19 protein-coding genes are annotated in these 16,717 nt (G+C 41.1%); 8 read left to right on the forward strand and 11 right to left on the reverse strand.

Features of this window, described 5'->3' with window-relative positions; translation table 11 throughout:
- Positions 1–168 precede the first annotated feature (168 nt).
- Positions 169–1,983, forward strand: coding sequence for an oligoendopeptidase F (gene pepF / locus CHI10_RS02780; protein WP_095242747.1), 1,815 nt, complete (start codon positions 169–171; stop codon positions 1,981–1,983).
- 182 nt (positions 1,984–2,165) lie between these two features.
- A complete protein-coding gene (locus CHI10_RS02785; protein WP_095242793.1) occupies positions 2,166–2,408 on the forward strand; it encodes a transcriptional regulator SplA domain-containing protein in 243 nt (80 codons plus the stop codon).
- 56 nt (positions 2,409–2,464) lie between these two features.
- Here the strand turns inward: CHI10_RS02785 and CHI10_RS02790 are convergent, their stop codons facing one another.
- Positions 2,465–2,647, reverse strand: coding sequence for a cold-inducible protein YdjO-related protein (locus CHI10_RS02790; RefSeq protein WP_095242748.1), 183 nt, complete (start codon positions 2,645–2,647; stop codon positions 2,465–2,467).
- An 88-nt stretch (positions 2,648–2,735) separates the two neighbouring features.
- Here CHI10_RS02790 and CHI10_RS22185 point away from each other — a divergent pair, with 88 nt between their 5' ends.
- A complete protein-coding gene (locus tag CHI10_RS22185; protein WP_179288934.1) occupies positions 2,736–2,873 on the forward strand; it encodes a hypothetical protein in 138 nt (45 codons plus the stop codon).
- Positions 2,874–2,896: 23 nt separating this feature from the next.
- Here the strand turns inward: CHI10_RS22185 and CHI10_RS02795 are convergent, their stop codons facing one another.
- The 3 genes from CHI10_RS02795 to CHI10_RS02805 form a co-directional block, all read right to left on the reverse strand.
- Positions 2,897–3,637: a YqjF family protein gene (locus CHI10_RS02795; RefSeq protein ID WP_095242749.1), complete on the reverse strand. Its 741-nt coding sequence runs from the start codon at positions 3,635–3,637 to the stop codon at positions 2,897–2,899.
- A 156-nt stretch (positions 3,638–3,793) separates the two neighbouring features.
- The gene (locus CHI10_RS02800) at positions 3,794–4,009 is read right to left on the reverse strand and encodes a YozQ family protein (RefSeq protein WP_095242752.1); all 216 of its coding nucleotides are present in this window, start codon (positions 4,007–4,009) and stop codon (positions 3,794–3,796) included.
- A gap of 155 nt (positions 4,010–4,164) precedes the next feature.
- The gene (locus tag CHI10_RS02805) at positions 4,165–4,260 is read right to left on the reverse strand and encodes a YjcZ family sporulation protein (protein WP_076256549.1); all 96 of its coding nucleotides are present in this window, start codon (positions 4,258–4,260) and stop codon (positions 4,165–4,167) included.
- 307 nt (positions 4,261–4,567) lie between these two features.
- Between CHI10_RS02805 and CHI10_RS02810 the strand changes: the two genes are divergently transcribed.
- The 3 genes from CHI10_RS02810 (at position 4,568) to CHI10_RS02820 (ending at position 8,226) form a co-directional block, all read left to right on the forward strand.
- Positions 4,568–5,785: a NupC/NupG family nucleoside CNT transporter gene (locus tag CHI10_RS02810; protein ID WP_095242753.1), complete on the forward strand. Its 1,218-nt coding sequence runs from the start codon at positions 4,568–4,570 to the stop codon at positions 5,783–5,785.
- Positions 5,786–5,995: 210 nt separating this feature from the next.
- On the forward strand, positions 5,996–7,480 hold the full coding sequence (locus CHI10_RS02815; protein WP_095242755.1) for an aldehyde dehydrogenase family protein: 1,485 nt from the start codon (positions 5,996–5,998) through the stop codon (positions 7,478–7,480).
- A gap of 146 nt (positions 7,481–7,626) precedes the next feature.
- Positions 7,627–8,226: an SCO family protein gene (locus tag CHI10_RS02820; protein WP_095242757.1), complete on the forward strand. Its 600-nt coding sequence runs from the start codon at positions 7,627–7,629 to the stop codon at positions 8,224–8,226.
- Positions 8,227–8,265: 39 nt separating this feature from the next.
- Here CHI10_RS02820 and CHI10_RS22580 read toward each other — a convergent pair whose 3' ends face one another.
- The 4 genes from CHI10_RS22580 to CHI10_RS02835 form a co-directional block, all read right to left on the reverse strand.
- Positions 8,266–8,400 (reverse strand): hypothetical protein, encoded by a 135-nt coding sequence (locus CHI10_RS22580; protein WP_286136924.1) that lies wholly within the window; start codon positions 8,398–8,400, stop codon positions 8,266–8,268.
- A gap of 92 nt (positions 8,401–8,492) precedes the next feature.
- Complete coding sequence (locus CHI10_RS02825) at positions 8,493–10,862, reverse strand: penicillin acylase family protein (RefSeq protein ID WP_095242759.1); 2,370 nt, start codon at positions 10,860–10,862, stop codon at positions 8,493–8,495.
- 20 nt (positions 10,863–10,882) lie between these two features.
- The gene (locus CHI10_RS02830; protein WP_095242760.1) at positions 10,883–11,266 is read right to left on the reverse strand and encodes a MaoC/PaaZ C-terminal domain-containing protein; all 384 of its coding nucleotides are present in this window, start codon (positions 11,264–11,266) and stop codon (positions 10,883–10,885) included.
- Positions 11,259–11,711, reverse strand: a complete 453-nt coding sequence (locus CHI10_RS02835; protein ID WP_095242795.1) for an FAS1-like dehydratase domain-containing protein — start codon at positions 11,709–11,711, stop codon at positions 11,259–11,261. Before CHI10_RS02835 ends, CHI10_RS02830 begins: the two co-directional genes overlap by 8 nt.
- A gap of 178 nt (positions 11,712–11,889) precedes the next feature.
- Between CHI10_RS02835 and CHI10_RS02840 the strand changes: the two genes are divergently transcribed.
- A complete protein-coding gene (locus CHI10_RS02840) occupies positions 11,890–13,509 on the forward strand; it encodes an ABC-F family ATP-binding cassette domain-containing protein (protein ID WP_095242762.1) in 1,620 nt (539 codons plus the stop codon).
- Between the two features lie 40 nt (positions 13,510–13,549).
- Here CHI10_RS02840 and CHI10_RS02845 read toward each other — a convergent pair whose 3' ends face one another.
- Positions 13,550–13,687 carry a YuzL family protein gene (locus tag CHI10_RS02845; RefSeq protein WP_082139039.1) on the reverse strand — a complete coding sequence of 46 codons (138 nt, stop codon included), beginning with the start codon at positions 13,685–13,687 and terminating at the stop codon, positions 13,550–13,552.
- Between the two features lie 104 nt (positions 13,688–13,791).
- On the opposite strand from CHI10_RS02845, the gene CHI10_RS02850 reads away from it, so the two are divergent.
- Positions 13,792–14,037 (forward strand): YkuS family protein, encoded by a 246-nt coding sequence (locus CHI10_RS02850; protein ID WP_095242763.1) that lies wholly within the window; start codon positions 13,792–13,794, stop codon positions 14,035–14,037.
- A gap of 70 nt (positions 14,038–14,107) precedes the next feature.
- On the opposite strand, the gene CHI10_RS02855 is transcribed toward CHI10_RS02850, so the two are convergent.
- Both CHI10_RS02855 and CHI10_RS02860 read right to left on the reverse strand, forming a co-directional pair.
- Complete coding sequence (locus tag CHI10_RS02855; RefSeq protein ID WP_095242765.1) at positions 14,108–15,280, reverse strand: D-alanyl-D-alanine carboxypeptidase family protein; 1,173 nt, start codon at positions 15,278–15,280, stop codon at positions 14,108–14,110.
- Between the two features lie 192 nt (positions 15,281–15,472).
- Complete coding sequence (locus CHI10_RS02860; RefSeq protein ID WP_095242766.1) at positions 15,473–16,663, reverse strand: DHH family phosphoesterase; 1,191 nt, start codon at positions 16,661–16,663, stop codon at positions 15,473–15,475.
- Between the last annotated feature and the right edge of the window lie 54 nt (positions 16,664–16,717).

Consider the following 16,717-nt stretch of genomic DNA (forward strand, 5'->3'; position numbering starts at 1 on the left):
ATTGATAATTGAAAAACAACAATTTAACGAAAGAGCCTTATTAAAAAAAGCTAAGCTATTGCAGAACAATATAAAATTATTTGAAAAATCTATAAATATATTCACTCTTCCTGTATAATTGTTCCATAATCTCTTTATTTAGAGAATCGAAATAGGAGGGAACGATATATGGTTCAAACCGTAATATCCAGATTAAAACGTCTTGAGGTACCTAAAGAGCGAACATGGAAAGTGGAGGATTTATTTGCATTAGAGGAAGATTGGCATAAAGAGATAAGGAGTATTGAAGAGGATCTTGCTGTTTTTGACCAATACAAAGGAAAACTCCATGAAGGTCCGCAGGGGCTGCTTGGCTGTCTTTCCGCTCAGGAAAAGCTTTCTATCCGTCTTGTCCAGGCCGGCACATATGCAAGCTTGCGCCAGTCAGAAGATGGCACAAATCCCGACAATCAGGCTAACTCATCACGAATAGCCTCCTTAAGAGCAAAAGCCGCTTCCGCTCTATCTTTTATTGATTCTGAATTATTATCTCTGCCTGATGGTACAATTGAAAAATACATAACGGAAGAAAGCGGCCTTGAACCATTCAGAAACGGGCTGAAAGATCTGCTTGAAACTAAGAAGCACAGACTTTCTCCTGAGACGGAAGAAGCGCTGGCTGCAATGGGAGAAGTATTTGGTGCTCCTTATACAATTTATCAGGCTGCAAAACTTGCAGACATGCCATTTGCCTCATTTAAAGACAGTAAAGGAAACGAATTACCAAACTCTTTTGCTCTTTACGAGGATCGTTATGAGTTTTCACCGGATACCACCATCAGGCGGAATGCATATGCTTCATTTACAGATTCATTGGAAAACTACAAGAATACATTTGCTTCTGCTTATTCTGCTGAGGTGAAAAAGCAGGTTGCGCTTTCGAAGCTGAGAAAATACAGCTCAGTCACACAAATGCTTCTCGATTCCCAGCATGTAACAGAGGAAATGTATAACAATCAGCTGGACATTATCCAAAAAGAGCTTGCTCCCCATATGCGCAGATATGCTCAGCTGAAGAAAAAAGTCCTGGGATTGGATAAAATGCTTTTTTGTGACCTGAAGGCTCCTCTTGATCCAGAGTTCAATCCGGAAACAACATATGAAAAAGCATCCGAAGTCATTTTGGAGGCTCTTAAAGTAATGGGCCCGGAATATACGGATATTATGGAGAAAGGCCTGTCAGAACGGTGGGTTGATTTAGCTGATAACGTCGGAAAATCCACAGGCGCTTTTTGTGCAAGTCCATACGGTTCCCATCCATTCATCCTGATTACATGGACAGACACGATGCGCGGTGCATTTGTTCTCGCTCATGAGCTTGGTCATGCGGGTCATTTTTATTTGGCCAATAAATATCAGCGTATCATGAATACCCGCCCTTCAACCTATTTTGTCGAAGCACCCTCTACACTTAACGAAATGCTGCTTGGCCAGCATTTAATGGCGGGTACTGAAGATAAGAGAATGAAGCGCTGGGTGATTCTTCAACTGCTTGGAACTTACTATCACAACTTTGTTACACACCTGCTCGAAGGAGAATACCAGCGAAGAGTATATCGTCTGGCTGAACAGGGAGTCCCGTTAACGGCAAAAACACTTTCAGCTCAAAAATATGACACACTTGCTGAATTCTGGGGAGATTCGGTTGAATTAGATGCAAGGGCCGCTTTAACCTGGATGAGACAGCCTCACTATTACATGGGACTTTACCCATATACCTATTCAGCCGGTTTAACTGCTTCCACTGCCATGGCACAAAGCATCCAGGAGGAAGGCCAGCCTGCTGTCGACCGCTGGCTTGATGTCCTTAAAGCCGGAGGAACAAAAAAACCGCTTGATCTCCTTAAGAGTGCCGGTATTGATATGTCTAAGCCAGATCCGATCCGCAAAGCAGTAAGCTATGTTGGATCATTGGTGGATGAATTGGAAAACAGCTATGAATAAGATGGGCCCCCTCTGTTATCAGAGGGGGTTTTCAATTTTTTAATCAGCTGGTGTTCAGTTTTACTCGATTTTGATTAAAAACTTTCAAAATGGAAAAGGATTTATATGGCTGAATATTAGATCACTGAGGAGAGAAAACTTATAGAAAGATGCTTGAAAACCTTTAAATGGGGAGTGAAACCATGGAAACAATAGATCCTAAAAAAGTAAAAACAGGAGATGAGGTATATGTCATTTACCATAATCCTCACACTCCCAGTGTAGCAAATGTAAGGCCTGCCGAAATTGTTCCGCATCCAAAAGATCCTAATGCAGTTGCCCTCTTTCTTAATGAGTCCTTCCATTTAATAGAAGAAGACGATGCCCTGTTCTCTTCTGAAAAGGATGCAGAAGAGGCTTTTCAAGAGTTATATGGAGATTACTGAAGTCAAATAAAGAAAGACTGTTAGGTTAGAAACAACAGTCTTTCTCTATATGCTGATTATAAAATTTGAGGCAATTCCCTCATTTCGACAGTTGTTTCATCACCGCATAATGGGCATTTTAAGTCTGAAGAGACAAAATCTTTTCTCATCCAGCCATTACAGCTGTTACAGGAATACACCTCTGTGTCGAGCATTACAACCTCTGGCTTATCATCTTGGCCTTTTTTATTGAAAAAAATTGGAAACGCCCCCTTTTTTTCTTAGTATGGACAAGAAACGGGAAAATTATTGAAAAGGTTTAAACAAATTTGATGAGGAGGCTGTTTAATGGTCCGCCAACAGAAGAAAAAAAACCTTACTATTGCAGGAACTGATATTGATGAAGTGAAAAGGCTGAATAGTCAATCCGGCTTATCATACAACGAAGTAAAAAGAATGCTGGCAGAAAATTATGGCAGGAAATGAAATATTTAATGTGCAGCTTCATTCTACTCCTTCTTTAAAGGCCAAAAATAGGCATGTTTTTGAGGAGAGTAGTGTAAAATCGGTTCTTCCATTAAGTACTCGCCGGGCAAAAAAGCTGCCATTGTATTCTCGTATATCGAACAGGAAGCATTATGCAGCTGCCATTTTGTATGATGAATATCCCCGCGAAAAACGTGATCACCTTTTGTTACCCATAGGCAATACCTTTCAGTCAGCCATTCATCAAGTGACCCTTTCTGTGAATTAAAAGGGCTGGATTCTGGTTTATATTGAGCTTTGAACTGTCCGATCTCTTTATTATCGTTTTTCCGCTTGCTTTCATAATTAATAATTCCTGCTGATTTATCCACTTGCATTTCGGCATTCACATAGGGAAGGAAATACAGCAATCTGGCTCCTGTTACCGCTAAAAGATTGTCCGCATCCAAGCTGAAAAAATAAACACCCTTCCTTCCCCCATACTCTGCATATGTTCTTACATTCAGTTCATTCATTGATTTCATCATTGGCAATGGCGGCAATCCGCGGACTCTCATTCTGCTGATCCAGAAAGGGACTATTCCAATCCAGGCTTTTCCGTTAAATGTATCTAACGTTAACTGTGGCGGAATGTGCTTCTCCATTATTTCTGCAGGCACAGGCCAATGAGCAAACAGAACATCATTCCATATCTGCTCCATCACCCACGGCCTATCAGGCAGTGGAAAAGGTCTGTGCCCTGTTATCTCAAGTGCATTCTCCATCCTCCTGCCCCCTTCTTTACTATTAGTAAGAATATTCCTCGAATTTGCTGTTCTAAACCATTACCTTACGCAGTGCAGTTTTAAACACAAAAAGATCGCCATGCCCTGGCAAAATGCACTCGGAAATGACGATCAACGTGTTTTGCTTTTTTTCAATTAATGGCTTTCATCATACCCTTTGCGCGGTATGGAAATATCCACCCCAACAACGTCTTCAATAACCGCATCCGCCTGGCCTTCCATATAGGTATCACTTACCTGCTCATGAGTCATTGCGAGACCTGATGAAAGCTGATCATTTCTTTTATAATCCTCAGCCTCATAATATCTTCCAGCAATATTTGTGCCATTATTATTGTCCTTCTTATTCATTCAGAATCCCTCCTTCTAAAATAAGAACTATCCTTATTTTGGACATTAAACCGATTATCATACGATTCAAATCAAGGGAATGTCTGAAAAACAAAAAATCTGCCCTGATAAAGGCAGATTTTAAGCAGCTTTTATTGTTCAATTGTCCACTAATTTTACCAGCCTACGTAAGCGGCACCAACAATGATTAGAAGTATAAACAGGACAACGATTAAAGCAAATCCGCCGCCATATCCTGCGCCTGCACCCATTCTAACACCTCCTGACGTCTAGTGACAGTGTATGAACATGATGTTTGTCCCGAATGGGCAGATGTAACAGAGGAAAAAATTATATCGAAAAATCGCCGAAAATGTGAACAAAAATAGGAGAATAATCATCCAAATTAAATTGGTAAGAAAAAAACTCTTTACTGCAAACGGATTCATGTTAAAATGGACATGTAATCAAGTTAGATGTCTGACGTCTATTCACTTACCTCTTTGATAAGAGGTCTATATTTTTGACGTTCTGTAAAAACGTTTACATTATTCTAAATTCAACAAATGAGGTGTCAACATGAGTTTTATCTGGGGTATATTCGGGGTCGTGACCGTATTGGGAATAGCTTTCCTTCTTTCATCCAATCGTAAAGCGATCAATTTACGCACAATTCTTGGCGGTCTAGCCATTCAGTTTGCCTTTGCGTTTGCCGTACTTAAATGGGATCTTGGGAAAAAGGCACTGGAAAAATTAACTTTTGCAGTAAATGACATTGTGAGTTACGCCAATGAAGGAGTTAATTTCCTCTTTGGAGGATTATTTCAGGAAGGTTCAGGTGTTGGATTTGTATTTGCATTCCAGGTCTTGACTGTTGTTATCTTCTTCTCTTCCCTAATCTCTGTTCTATATTATACAGGGATCATGCAAATCATTATTAAAGTCATTGGCGGAGGTCTAGCTAAGCTGCTTGGAACAAGTAAAGCAGAATCGATTTCTGCTGCTGCCAATATTTTTGTCGGACAGACAGAGGCACCTCTTATCGTGCGCCCTTTCATCAGCAAAATGACAAAGTCGGAATTATTTGCTGTCATGACCGGTGGTTTGGCTTCCGTAGCCGGTTCAGTTCTGATTGGTTATTCATTGCTTGGTGTTCCACTGGAATACCTGCTTGCAGCAAGCTTTATGGCAGCACCTGCAGGTCTTGTTATGGCTAAAATAATGATCCCTGAAACTGAAAAATCAGAAACAACAGATGATATTAACATTGAAAAAGATACACAATCTGTCAATATCGTAGATGCTGCGGCCCGGGGAGCGAGCGATGGTTTAATGCTTGCCTTGAATATTGGTGCCATGCTTCTTGCTTTTATCGCTTTAGTTGCGTTAATCAATGGAATCATTGGTTTTGCAGGCGGACTTTTCGGTCTTGAAAACATAACACTTGAAATGATTCTTGGCTTTATTTTTGCCCCGATTGCATTTGCAGTAGGTGTTCCATGGGCTGAAGCGGTGCAGGCTGGCGGCTACATCGGCCAAAAGCTTGTGCTGAATGAATTCGTTGCTTACTCAGCCTTTGCTCCTGAAATCAGCAATTTGTCTCCTAAGACTGTTGCAGTTGTCAGCTTCGCGCTTTGCGGATTTGCAAATATTTCTTCTATGGCCATCCTTCTCGGAGGCCTCGGCAACCTTGCTCCTGACCGCAGGAATGATATTGCCAAGCTGGGCATCCGTGCTGTAATAGCTGGAGCTCTTGCCTCTCTATTAAGTGCAGCGATTGCAGGAATGTTAATTTAATAGTCTGATAGCATACTGGAGATATCCGGTATGCTATTTTTTTGTTGTAAATGGAGAAGCTTGTCGAACATTATCTGAAAATTATTTTAATTCAGAGTTGATTTTATATTTTTATTAATGTTAAAGTAATGTTGTAAGCGTTACCAATAGTATTCTTTCTAGGTTTTGCTGCAAGGAAATACATAGACTGCTATTTTAAGGAGGAATTATATGAGTCAATTAACTGCAGGTTTAAAAGAAAAGGTAGAAAAGTTCTTAAGCGGTAAGAAGAAATTATATATCAATGGTGAATTTGTAGAAAGCAAATCACAGAAAACGTTTGATACGTATAACCCGGCGACAGGAGAAGTTCTGGCTACTGTTTTCGAAGCCGGTGCAGAAGATATTGATCTGGCAGTAAAAGCAGCCCGAAAGGCGTTTGATGAAGGAAAATGGTCTAAAATGAGCGCTTCTAAGCGCAGCCGTCTGATGTACAAGCTTGCTGATCTTATGGAAGAAAACAGTGAAGAATTAGCACAGCTTGAGACATTGGATAATGGAAAGCCAATCCGTGAGACAACAAATGCCGATATTCCATTGGCAATTGAACATATGCGCTACTATGCTGGCTGGTCTACGAAAATTGTGGGACAGACTATTCCTGTCAGCGGGCCGTTCTTCAACTATACCCGCCATGAAGCTGTTGGTGTAGTGGGCCAAATCATCCCTTGGAACTTCCCTCTTCTAATGGCTATGTGGAAGCTGGGTGCTGCCCTTGCAACAGGATGTACGGTTGTTCTTAAACCAGCGGAGCAGACACCTCTTTCCGCTTTATATCTTGCTGAGTTAATGGATCAGGCAGGCTTCCCGCCAGGGGTTATCAATATTGTCCCTGGTTTTGGAGAAACAGCCGGCCAGCCGCTTGTTGACCATCCGCTGGTAGATAAAATTGCATTTACTGGTTCTACTGAAGTAGGTAAACGGATTATGTCCAATGCTTCAAAGACATTAAAGCGGGTTACGCTTGAGCTTGGCGGTAAGTCTCCGAACATTATCCTGCCGGACGCCGATATGTCAAAGGCAATTCCAGGAGCTCTAAACGGTGTTATGTTCAACCAGGGACAGGTTTGCTGTGCCGGCTCCCGTGTCTTCATTCAAAAGAAGCAGTTTGATAATGTTGTAGCTGACATGGCTTCACATGCTAAAAAAATCAAGCAAGGTGCCGGTATTCATGGTGACACAGAAATTGGCCCGCTTGTTTCTGCTGAGCAGCAAAACCGAGTTCTTGGTTACATTGAAAAAGGCCTTAGTGAAGGTGCACAGCTTGTAGCAGGAGGAGATAAGCCTCAGGAGCAAGGTTACTTCGTCTCCCCTACTATCTTTGCAGATGTTAATGACGAAATGACAATTGCGAAGGAAGAAATCTTCGGACCGGTTATTTCGGCTATGCCTTATGATGACATTGACGAATTAATTAACCGTGCCAATAACAGCGAATATGGATTAGCTGCAGGAGTTTGGACTCGTGATGTTGCAAATGCACACTATGTGGCTAATAAACTCCGTGCTGGTACAGTTTGGGTGAACTGCTACAACGCTTTCGATGCTGCATCTCCATTTGGCGGCTATAAGCAATCCGGTATCGGCCGTGAAATGGGCTCTTACGCTCTTGATAACTATACAGAAGTTAAGAGTGTATGGATCTCGATGAAATAATAGCCGAATCAAAAAAGGAACCTTTCGAGGTTCCTTTTTTAATTGAAATTCCTTGAAAAAGTTTCTCCCCTATTAAGAATAAGTTCACAGATTATCCATAGGATTTTTGATGGATATTATTTATCCTTATATTGGGAGGGGAAATAATGAAAAGAGTATATATGATTTCCGCTATTATTGTAATATTAGGTATTTCTGCCGGCATTTCTTTTTTTATCATCCGTGATATGACAGCGAAGATACCTGAACATATTACACTTTTAACCGATGATGAGAAGGTATACGACTTTGCAGAATCTGATGAAAAACTGAAGCTTGTAGAATTTATTTATACGCACTGTCCGGATATATGTCCGACGACTACCCAAAGGATGAATCTCTTGAAAAGGGATCTTTCTAATGAGGGCGTATTTGGGGACAAAGTACAATTTATTACAGTAACAATCGACCCTTATCGGGACACCGCAGATGTTCTTAAAAAATACAGAAGCACCTTTGACATTGAAAATGATGAGAATTGGCTCTTTCTAACTGCCGATCCTGATACACTGAAAAAGGATCAGGCTGAAATTCAGGAGCTCGCAAACACTTTCCAATTTCAATACCGTGATCCCGGCGATGGCTTCTATGTTCATAGCACCTTTGTATATTTGCTGGATGAGAATAATAAATTTATTAAGAAATTCCCTATGGGAGAAGATTTTGACAGGAATGAAGTTTTCAAAAAGATTATGAAGAAAATATAACAAAAAATGGCGGATTCAGGATCCGCCATTTTTCTTAACCTAATTCGCAGAAGAAGATAGATTTTTGTCTTGGTCAATGAGTATTAAAGTTTTTGATCTTGGTTTTGAAAAGCTTACTTTAATACCGGATTTCTTTAATCGGTTTACTAAATCAACCAGCTGTTTTTTAGCCATCTAAAAAACTCCTTTTTCCCTGCCTGTATGATTAATATTTTACATGAAATTTATGAAAAAACTATGAACAAAAAGAAACATTTTATACTTTTTCAAGGTTTTAATAAAAGTGTATGACTGGTTTTCTCATCAGGAAGAGCTGTTTTATGATAGTTCCCATCTGCCCAGTCTTTCATCTGATCATGGTACCACTGGCTTAAAGGATGTCCGGATTGCCCAGGTCCCACCAGATGGTAGGCAGTATTCATGTTTTGTGTATCAATCACAAATCTCCACGATCCACCATGATTCACAGTGCCATCCTCTTTATTTGCTGCGGCCTGGACAGTGACTGAGCTGCCGCCTACAGGAATCCGCCCTTCTCTATTAAACAAATAGTTTAAAGGTTTTACACTTGAAAGCGGGTGGGAAAACGCTAATTGATGAAAGTTCCCCCATTTCCACTTATACGGGCTGCTTCCTTGAAGATCTTCTGCTTCCTTTACGGCTGTACTCAATGATTGGGAAAGGACTTCCTGCAATCCTCCCTTTTCTTCAATCCAGATGCTTTCCCGGCCATTTGCTGCATTTCTCAATAATTCATCTACTGCCTGTTTTTGTCCTTTGAAGAGCTTCCTCATTTGGGGTGATATCTGATCTTCAAAAAGAACATCGGATATGCTTTTCATCCAAAGATTGAAAATGAGAGGGGCTGCCTCATCCTTGCTGTCAAAATAATCCCATTTACTCAGGATCGATAAAGCTTCCTTTTCAAGAGCGGTTGATGGTTCTTTCATTCCGGACAGGAAAAGCGGTATGAATTCCTTTGCCTGCAGGTTTTTTTGATCCATTTGCAGTGACATCATATCTTCAGCTGTAAGATTATCCTTGCTCTTGAGAAATTCCTGAATGCGCATTTGCCTATAGGGCTGTGCCCAATCATGACTGATATGGTAAGGATAGCTGTCATCTATCACCTTATTGTTTGCTGTTGAGATATAGCCTTCTTCGGGATTGACAGTTTTAGGCAGCTGATCATAAGGGATGTAGCCTTTCCACTCATATTCATCAGACCAGCCGGGCACCGGCAGCAGTCCGTCTCCTTTCTTTCTGATTGGGATTTTACCATTTGCTTTATAAGCTATTGTTCCATCAGGAGAAGCAAATACAAAGTTTTGGGCAGGTGTGTGAAATAACTCCAATGCTTGTTCAAACTGATTCCAGTCTGATGCTTTATTCATTTTTAGAATGGCTTCCAGCTCTTTTGATGGCTGAAGTGCTGTCCATTGCAAGGAAAGAACGGTATCCTTTCCGCTGTCTCCAGCAAATTCCGAAATCACAGGTCCGTGGCGTGTAATCGTTACTTTATAGCTAATTGGCTCTTTACCTTTTACCTTAATTGGTTCTTCTATTACTTCTGCCTTTTCCCACTTTTCATTGAATAGAAACTCATTTATATTGGCAGGATTCCTTTTTTCAATATACAAATCCTGAACATCTGGTCCTGTATTGGTTACTCCCCATGCAATATCTTCATTGTGACCGAGTATGATGCCTGGGATTCCGGCAAAAATGACACCGCTGACATTCATTTCAGGGGACTCCAGGTGCATCTGATACCAGATCGAAGGTGTGCTCAGTGATAAATGAGGGTCATCAGCCAATATAGGCTTTCCGGATGCCGTTTTACTGCCGGCTGCCACCCAGTTATTGCTTCCGTTGAATTCTGGAGGCGTGATGACAGATGCAAAGCTTTTTTCAATATTTAAGTTGTGTTTTCCTATTATGTATGGGGCTTCTTCCGGATAGGAGGGGAATAATTCATATGCTTTATCTTCCGGAAAATGCTGAAGGAGATAATAGCGGAAAGCCTGGCTTTCCCAGTGTCCGCCAAGATCATATGCCATGTATTTGCCAATAGTAAGCGAATCCACAGGAGACCATTCTTCCGGTTCATAGCCGAGTATGGAAAATTCAACAGGGATTTTTCCATTTTCTATAACTTCTTTTATATAAAGATTAACTCCTTCCGCATACCAGCCTAAAATCTGTTTTGCATCTGAGGAATATGCTTCATAGGATGCTTCTGCAGCTCTTCTCAAACCAAGAGTTCTAAAATATTTATCATTTTCAACCGTAGCCTCTCCGATTACTTCGCTCAATCTTCCCGATGCCTGACGCCTGCTTAAATCCATCTGAAAAAGGCGGTCCTGTGCCTGGACATAGCCTTGGGCAATAAAAAGGTCCCTTTCATTGGCAGCAATCAGGTGCGGGACTCCGCTGTTATCGCGTTTGACCATTACTTCCTGAGAGATGGAGCCTATTCGGATTTCACCATCTGTTTTAGGCAGAGAGCGGGACATAAAACCAAACATAATGAAAAAGGCTGCAGCCAACAGCACTAATATGATAGCAATGCTCCAAAGCGAGTACTTCTTCCACTTTGATTTTAGCCGCCGCTGGAGACCAATATTGCCTTCCATAGACATTCCTTCCTTTATTATTAAATTTTAAATTCGAACCTGCCGGAAAGCTTTTGCTCACCAGCTTCATTTTTTACTGATACTTCTCCGGTCAGCCTTTTTTCGTCCTCTTCCCATTTCTCTCCTGTCACCCTCCCTTCTATTGTCAGCTTCTCGCCGGGACGTGTCATTTTGCTGAAGCGAACTTTGAACCTTCTCAGGTCCTTTCTTGGAAACCACTCAGTCAGTGCTTCGCCTGCCATTCCCATGATAAGCATCCCGTGGGCGATCACTCCGTCTAACCCGGCTTTTTCACCGATCGGGACTACTGTATGAATCGGATTGAAATCTCCGGATGCCCCTGCATACTTGACCAGCTGTGTATGTGTGATCTCTGGTTTATGAATCATTTTCAGCTCACTCATTTTTGCTTCCCCCTCTTTCAATAATGGTGGATTCTGCATAGAGAACATCTTTTCCATCACTGTTTTTGTACTGAATACCTATTGTAATAAATCGCATGCTCCTCTTTTCAAAAGAAGAAACAACTTTAGGGATCGCAGTAACTGTATCGCCAGCACATATTTCCCCCATATAGCGATATTCCTGGCCGCCGTGAAGAACCTTAAGCGGGTCAAGGCCGAATAGCTCGATTAGGGTTTCAAAGTCCAAGCCTCCCCACATCTCGATGGCTGTTGGAAATGTAGGCGGTATGGGAATGTCCTGGTACCCTTCTTTTCTCGCAGTGTCAGCATCAAAATAAATAGGATTTTTGTCTCCAATTGCCATAGCGAATTCTTTGATTTTTCCCCTTTCAATGGTGAATTTGAAAGGTTTTAATTTCACATCAGCTTTTAAAAGAGATTCCATCAAAATCGCACTTCCTCTCATCATTATATAATCTTTATGTATTCGACTTTTTCCTCTTGCTTCCTGTTAATTCTCTAAACTTTTATTGCAGAGGTTACGTGATAAGTAAAGAATTCGCGATTACGCGCTGAAAGTGTTATAATTTTATGGATTATGTATTTGGAGGAATAAAAACAATATGATAACTGTCAGTAATGTAGGTCTTCGATACGGCGACCGCAAACTATTCGAAGACGTTAATATTAAATTCACACCTGGCAATTGCTATGGATTGATTGGAGCAAATGGTGCAGGTAAATCAACTTTTCTTAAAATTTTATCAGGTGAAATTGAGGCACAATCCGGAAGTGTTCATTTAGGTCCCGGCGAACGCCTTGCTGTCCTGAAGCAGAACCATTTTGAGTACGAAGAGCATGAAGCATTAAAAGTAGTCATCATGGGACATGCCCGTCTTTATGAAGTAATGCAGGAAAAAGATGCTATTTATATGAAGGCTGATTTCACGGATGAAGATGGCATGAAGGCTGCTGAACTCGAAGGTGAATTTGCAGAATTAAATGGATGGGAAGCTGAATCTGAAGCAGCTATTTTGCTGAAGGGACTTGGAATCGGAGAAGAGCTTCACGACAAAAAAATGGCTGATCTTTCCGGTTCTGAAAAAGTGAAAGTTTTGCTTGCGCAGGCGCTTTTTGGCAAGCCGGATGTTCTTTTGCTGGATGAGCCGACAAACCACTTGGATATCAAAGCAATTCAATGGCTTGAGGAGTTCCTGATCAACTTTGAGAATACCGTTATTGTCGTATCCCATGACCGTCATTTCTTGAACAAAGTTTGTACGCATATTGCCGATCTTGACTTTGGTAAGATCCAAATTTACGTAGGGAACTATGACTTCTGGTATGAGTCAAGCCAGCTTGCCCAAAGGATGGCTCAGGATGCCAATAAGAAAAAAGAAGAAAAAATCAAGGAACTGCAAAGCTTTATTGCCCGCTTTAGTGCCAACGCATCTAAATCCAAGCAGGCAACTTCACGTAAAAAGCTTCTTGATAAGATTTCATTGGATGATATTAGACCATCCTCCAGAAAATATCCGTATGTTGGATTTTCACCTGACCGTGAAATCGGAAATGATTTGCTTCGGGTAGACGGCATCACTAAAACAATTGATGGTGTTAAAGTTCTGAACAATGTCAGCTTCATCATGAACAAAGATGATAAAATAGCGTTAGTTGGCACGAACGAATTAGCGAAAACCATCCTGTTTAAAATACTGACTGGTGAAATGGAGCCGGATGAAGGAACATATAAGTGGGGAGTAACAACCTCTCAGTCCTATTTCCCTAATGATAACTCTGAGTTCTTCGAGAACTCTGATTTGACCCTTGTAGACTGGCTGCGCCAATTCTCACCTCAAGATGACAGTGAAAGCTTCCTGAGAGGTTTCCTTGGAAGAATGCTGTTCTCCGGTGAGGAAGTTCTAAAGAAAGCAAGCGTTCTTTCCGGTGGGGAAAAAGTCCGCTGCATGCTATCTAAAATGATGCTGAGCGGCGCTAACGTGCTTCTTTTAGATGAGCCGACCAACCACCTTGATTTGGAATCCATTACGGCATTGAATAATGGACTGATTAATTTCAAAGGCTCTATGATTTTTGCATCACATGACCATCAGTTCATTCAAACCATTGCCAACCGCATTATTGAAATTACACCGGCTGGCATTGTCGATAAGCAAATGACGTACGATGAGTATTTAGAAGACCCAGCCATTCAAAAGCAAGTTGCTGAAATGTATCAGTAAACAGTAAAAGCAGGAGGTCCAGCCTCCTGCTTTTAGTTTGTTAAAAATCCTGTTTTTTCTTTTTATGGCGTGCAGAGGAAGCTGTTCTGCTGCCTGTTTCCATGTTGGTTGTCCCTTGCCCTTCGACGTTTGGAGAGCTTAATCCAGCCTTTGAAGGGTCTTTTTTGCGTTTGCTCATAGTTAAACACCTCCTTTCTTACTTTTTCGTGTTAAGGCTATTTTTATCCATGGAATAAAAATGGAGTACAAAAGCCAATCTAACAAACGGAGGAGGTGTTAACATTGACGAAAAGAGTAGCGGTTGAACAATCCTTAACAAATGTTTCTGAAGCGCTTCGCCAAAAAGGATATGAAGTGGTTGACATGAAGTCGGCGCATGATGCTGAGAACTGCTCATGCTGTGTAGTGAGCGGTGTTGATTCAAATGTAATGGGTATGCAGGATGCTTCTACAAAGGCTTCTGTCATTGAAGCCAGCGGCCTATCGGCGGATGAAGTATGCCGCCAGGTGGAGCAAAGAATGCAATAATCGAAAAGTGAGCCAAAGACTAAAGATAACATCTTTAGTCTTTTTCAATGCAATTAAATAAAGACGGGCTTTATACCCGTCTTCTCCTTCTTCTAGCTTTTGCTTTAAGATTTTTCCTTAATACGAGAATAAAGATTCCGAATAAGAATAGGGCTAATCCTGCTTTTCCATAGTACCCTGTTGTCTCTTTTACTGGCTCCTTATCTGTTTTGAACTGGCTTGAAACCACTTCATCCTGTTTATCCTCGATCAGCTTTACAGATTGAATGATCCTTCCATTTTCATTCTTTATCTGCAGCTTCCCTTTTGCAGTAATATTTTCTTCGTAGTTCCCTTTAGGTAAAGTGATGGGTATATTTGCACCGCCAGTTGTATAGGTTTTTCCATCAGAGGGAAAAACCTCAGAGCTGCTGAGTTCTGCAGTTTCAAAGTTGCTGTGTCCATAATCCAAAAGGTTTTTTGTATCATTATAAATATCCCGCTTATATTCCGCTTTTAACACAATAGCGGTTAACTTGATTGAATCATATTCGGCAGAGGTAGCTAGAGTCTGCTTGGCTTCATCAACGAACCCTGTCTTTCCCCCAGTCACTCCCTCGAATGGAACCTCCCCTTTGAGCATCCTGTGATGAGTAAAGATGGTAGTATCCCATGACTTTCCTGTCCATTTCAATTCCTTTGTGCCGTAAATTTCTCTGAAGGTCTCATTTTTCAGGGCATAATTGGTTAATTTCGCGAGATCAGCTGCGGTTGTATAGTGGTTTTCATCATACAGACCGTGAGGATTAACAAAGTGGGTATTTTTTAACCCTGCCTTCTCTTTCAGGTAGCGATTAAGATTCTGTGAGAATGCTTCTATATTGCCGTCCAGATGCTCAGCAATGCTCCAGGCAGCATCATTTCCTGAGTTAACCAGCATTCCCTGAACGAGTTTTTTCAAGGGCACCAGTTCCCCTTCCTCCAAATACACTCGTGTTCCTTCAGTCTCCGCTGCTTTTTTGCTGACTGTGGCCAGGTCACTCAAGTCGCCATGTTCAATGGCATAAATGGCTGTTGCTATTTTCGTTAAACTGGCCGGATACATCTTTTTATCCGCATTTTTTGCATACAGAACTGCCCCTGATTCTGAATCTGTTACAATTGCGGCTTCACTGATAATTTCAGGCTCTTTTGTTTCCTCAGCCGCTGCGTTACCAGCAGGAAAACTGAACAAAAGCAGGATAATAGCAACCAATTTCTTCATAAATACACATCCAATTCAAACCGATAATCAATCCATCCTGATTGTATCAAACAAACCATGCATAGCCCTATCATATTTATAAATTGTTACATAATTGAAAATTTCATGCCGTAATTTGAGAAGATTGATAATGAAAGGAAATTATCCAAGAGCCCGAAAGAAAAAAAGCAATCCAAAGGGACTGCTCTTCAGCTAGTTTTTTGCCTTAATATAAAAACGCTTTAAAAATTCAACATAAATATCATCATGAACAAGCCATGCCTGGTATTTTCTTTTAATGTAATTTTCTGCTGCCTGGAAATCCGGGTAAGGTTCCTGTATTGGCTTGCCGTTCATTTCAAGGATCCACTTGTCATCGGCTTCAGCAAAAATAAAGAATTTGTCTCCCTTCTTATTTTCGTACAGTGATCCCTGTTTCGTGCTTTTAATATTGTATTTGTTTTTAAATGCATCCTGTCTCAAAGGGTCCAGGGGAAATATGTCCTGAACAAATAGTTTATAAGCATCTTTTCCCATCGAACAGCCCGATGCTTTTGCGTGTCCGCCCCCTCCAAACTTTCCGGCCACGGCAGAAACATCAACGTGGTCATGGATTGTCCTGAAACTGATTTTTTTGCCCCCGAGATTTAAGATAGCGATATAGTCGATATGGGGATACTCTTTACCAAGTTCATTGCCAAGCTCCGAATGATAAGATTCTGCATGGACAATGCCTGTACAATATTCCCCACTGAACGTTTGTACCAATTCCCGTTTCTTCCGCCTGACGTAACGCTCAATCTTTTGCTCTTCCATTTCCAGCAATTTCTGTTCAAACTCATCAAAATCGAATGTATTGGAGCTCTTGATTCTTTCCGTCATTTTTTCTTCGAATTCTTCTATGGAAATCATGAAAAATAAATCATTCAGATTTTTTGCCTTTATATTTTCATTTTGATCCCATTCCCATGTGTCATACTGTCGCACAAGCTCGACAAATTCATCGAGGGCCTGAGACGGCTGGATCAGTTCATGTTTTAATAGATACTCATACAGTAAAGAGGTCGCAGCCGTGAGCCTGCCATCTTCATATTGCACTTTCACTCTGCCCCAGCTGTAATCATTAAAATGAAGAGCTGTTTTATGATGGTCAATTAATCTGACGTTTCCGCCGCTTTTTGCCAGATCATCAAGCCTGATCAAATTTTCATCGTTAACTGATAAATCCGTGATCATTAAAAAATCATCTATTATGTTTTTTTCATTTTCCAGCAATTTTTCTATCTGATAATCAAGTCCCATCACAGAGTTATAGCGCACCTCAACATCTTTTCCAAAAGCGATCCTGGCAACAATGCCGCACCCGACACCATCAAGGTCATTATGTGTAAACAGCCTGTACAAAATCCATCACCTGCTATTCTTAGACTCATTCCTCTGTTAGTTTGGTTATGGAGG

The sequence above is a fragment of the Bacillus sp. 7894-2 genome, assembly GCF_002272225.1.
In the GTDB taxonomy this organism is placed as follows: Bacteria; Bacillota; Bacilli; order Bacillales; family Cytobacillaceae; genus Cytobacillus.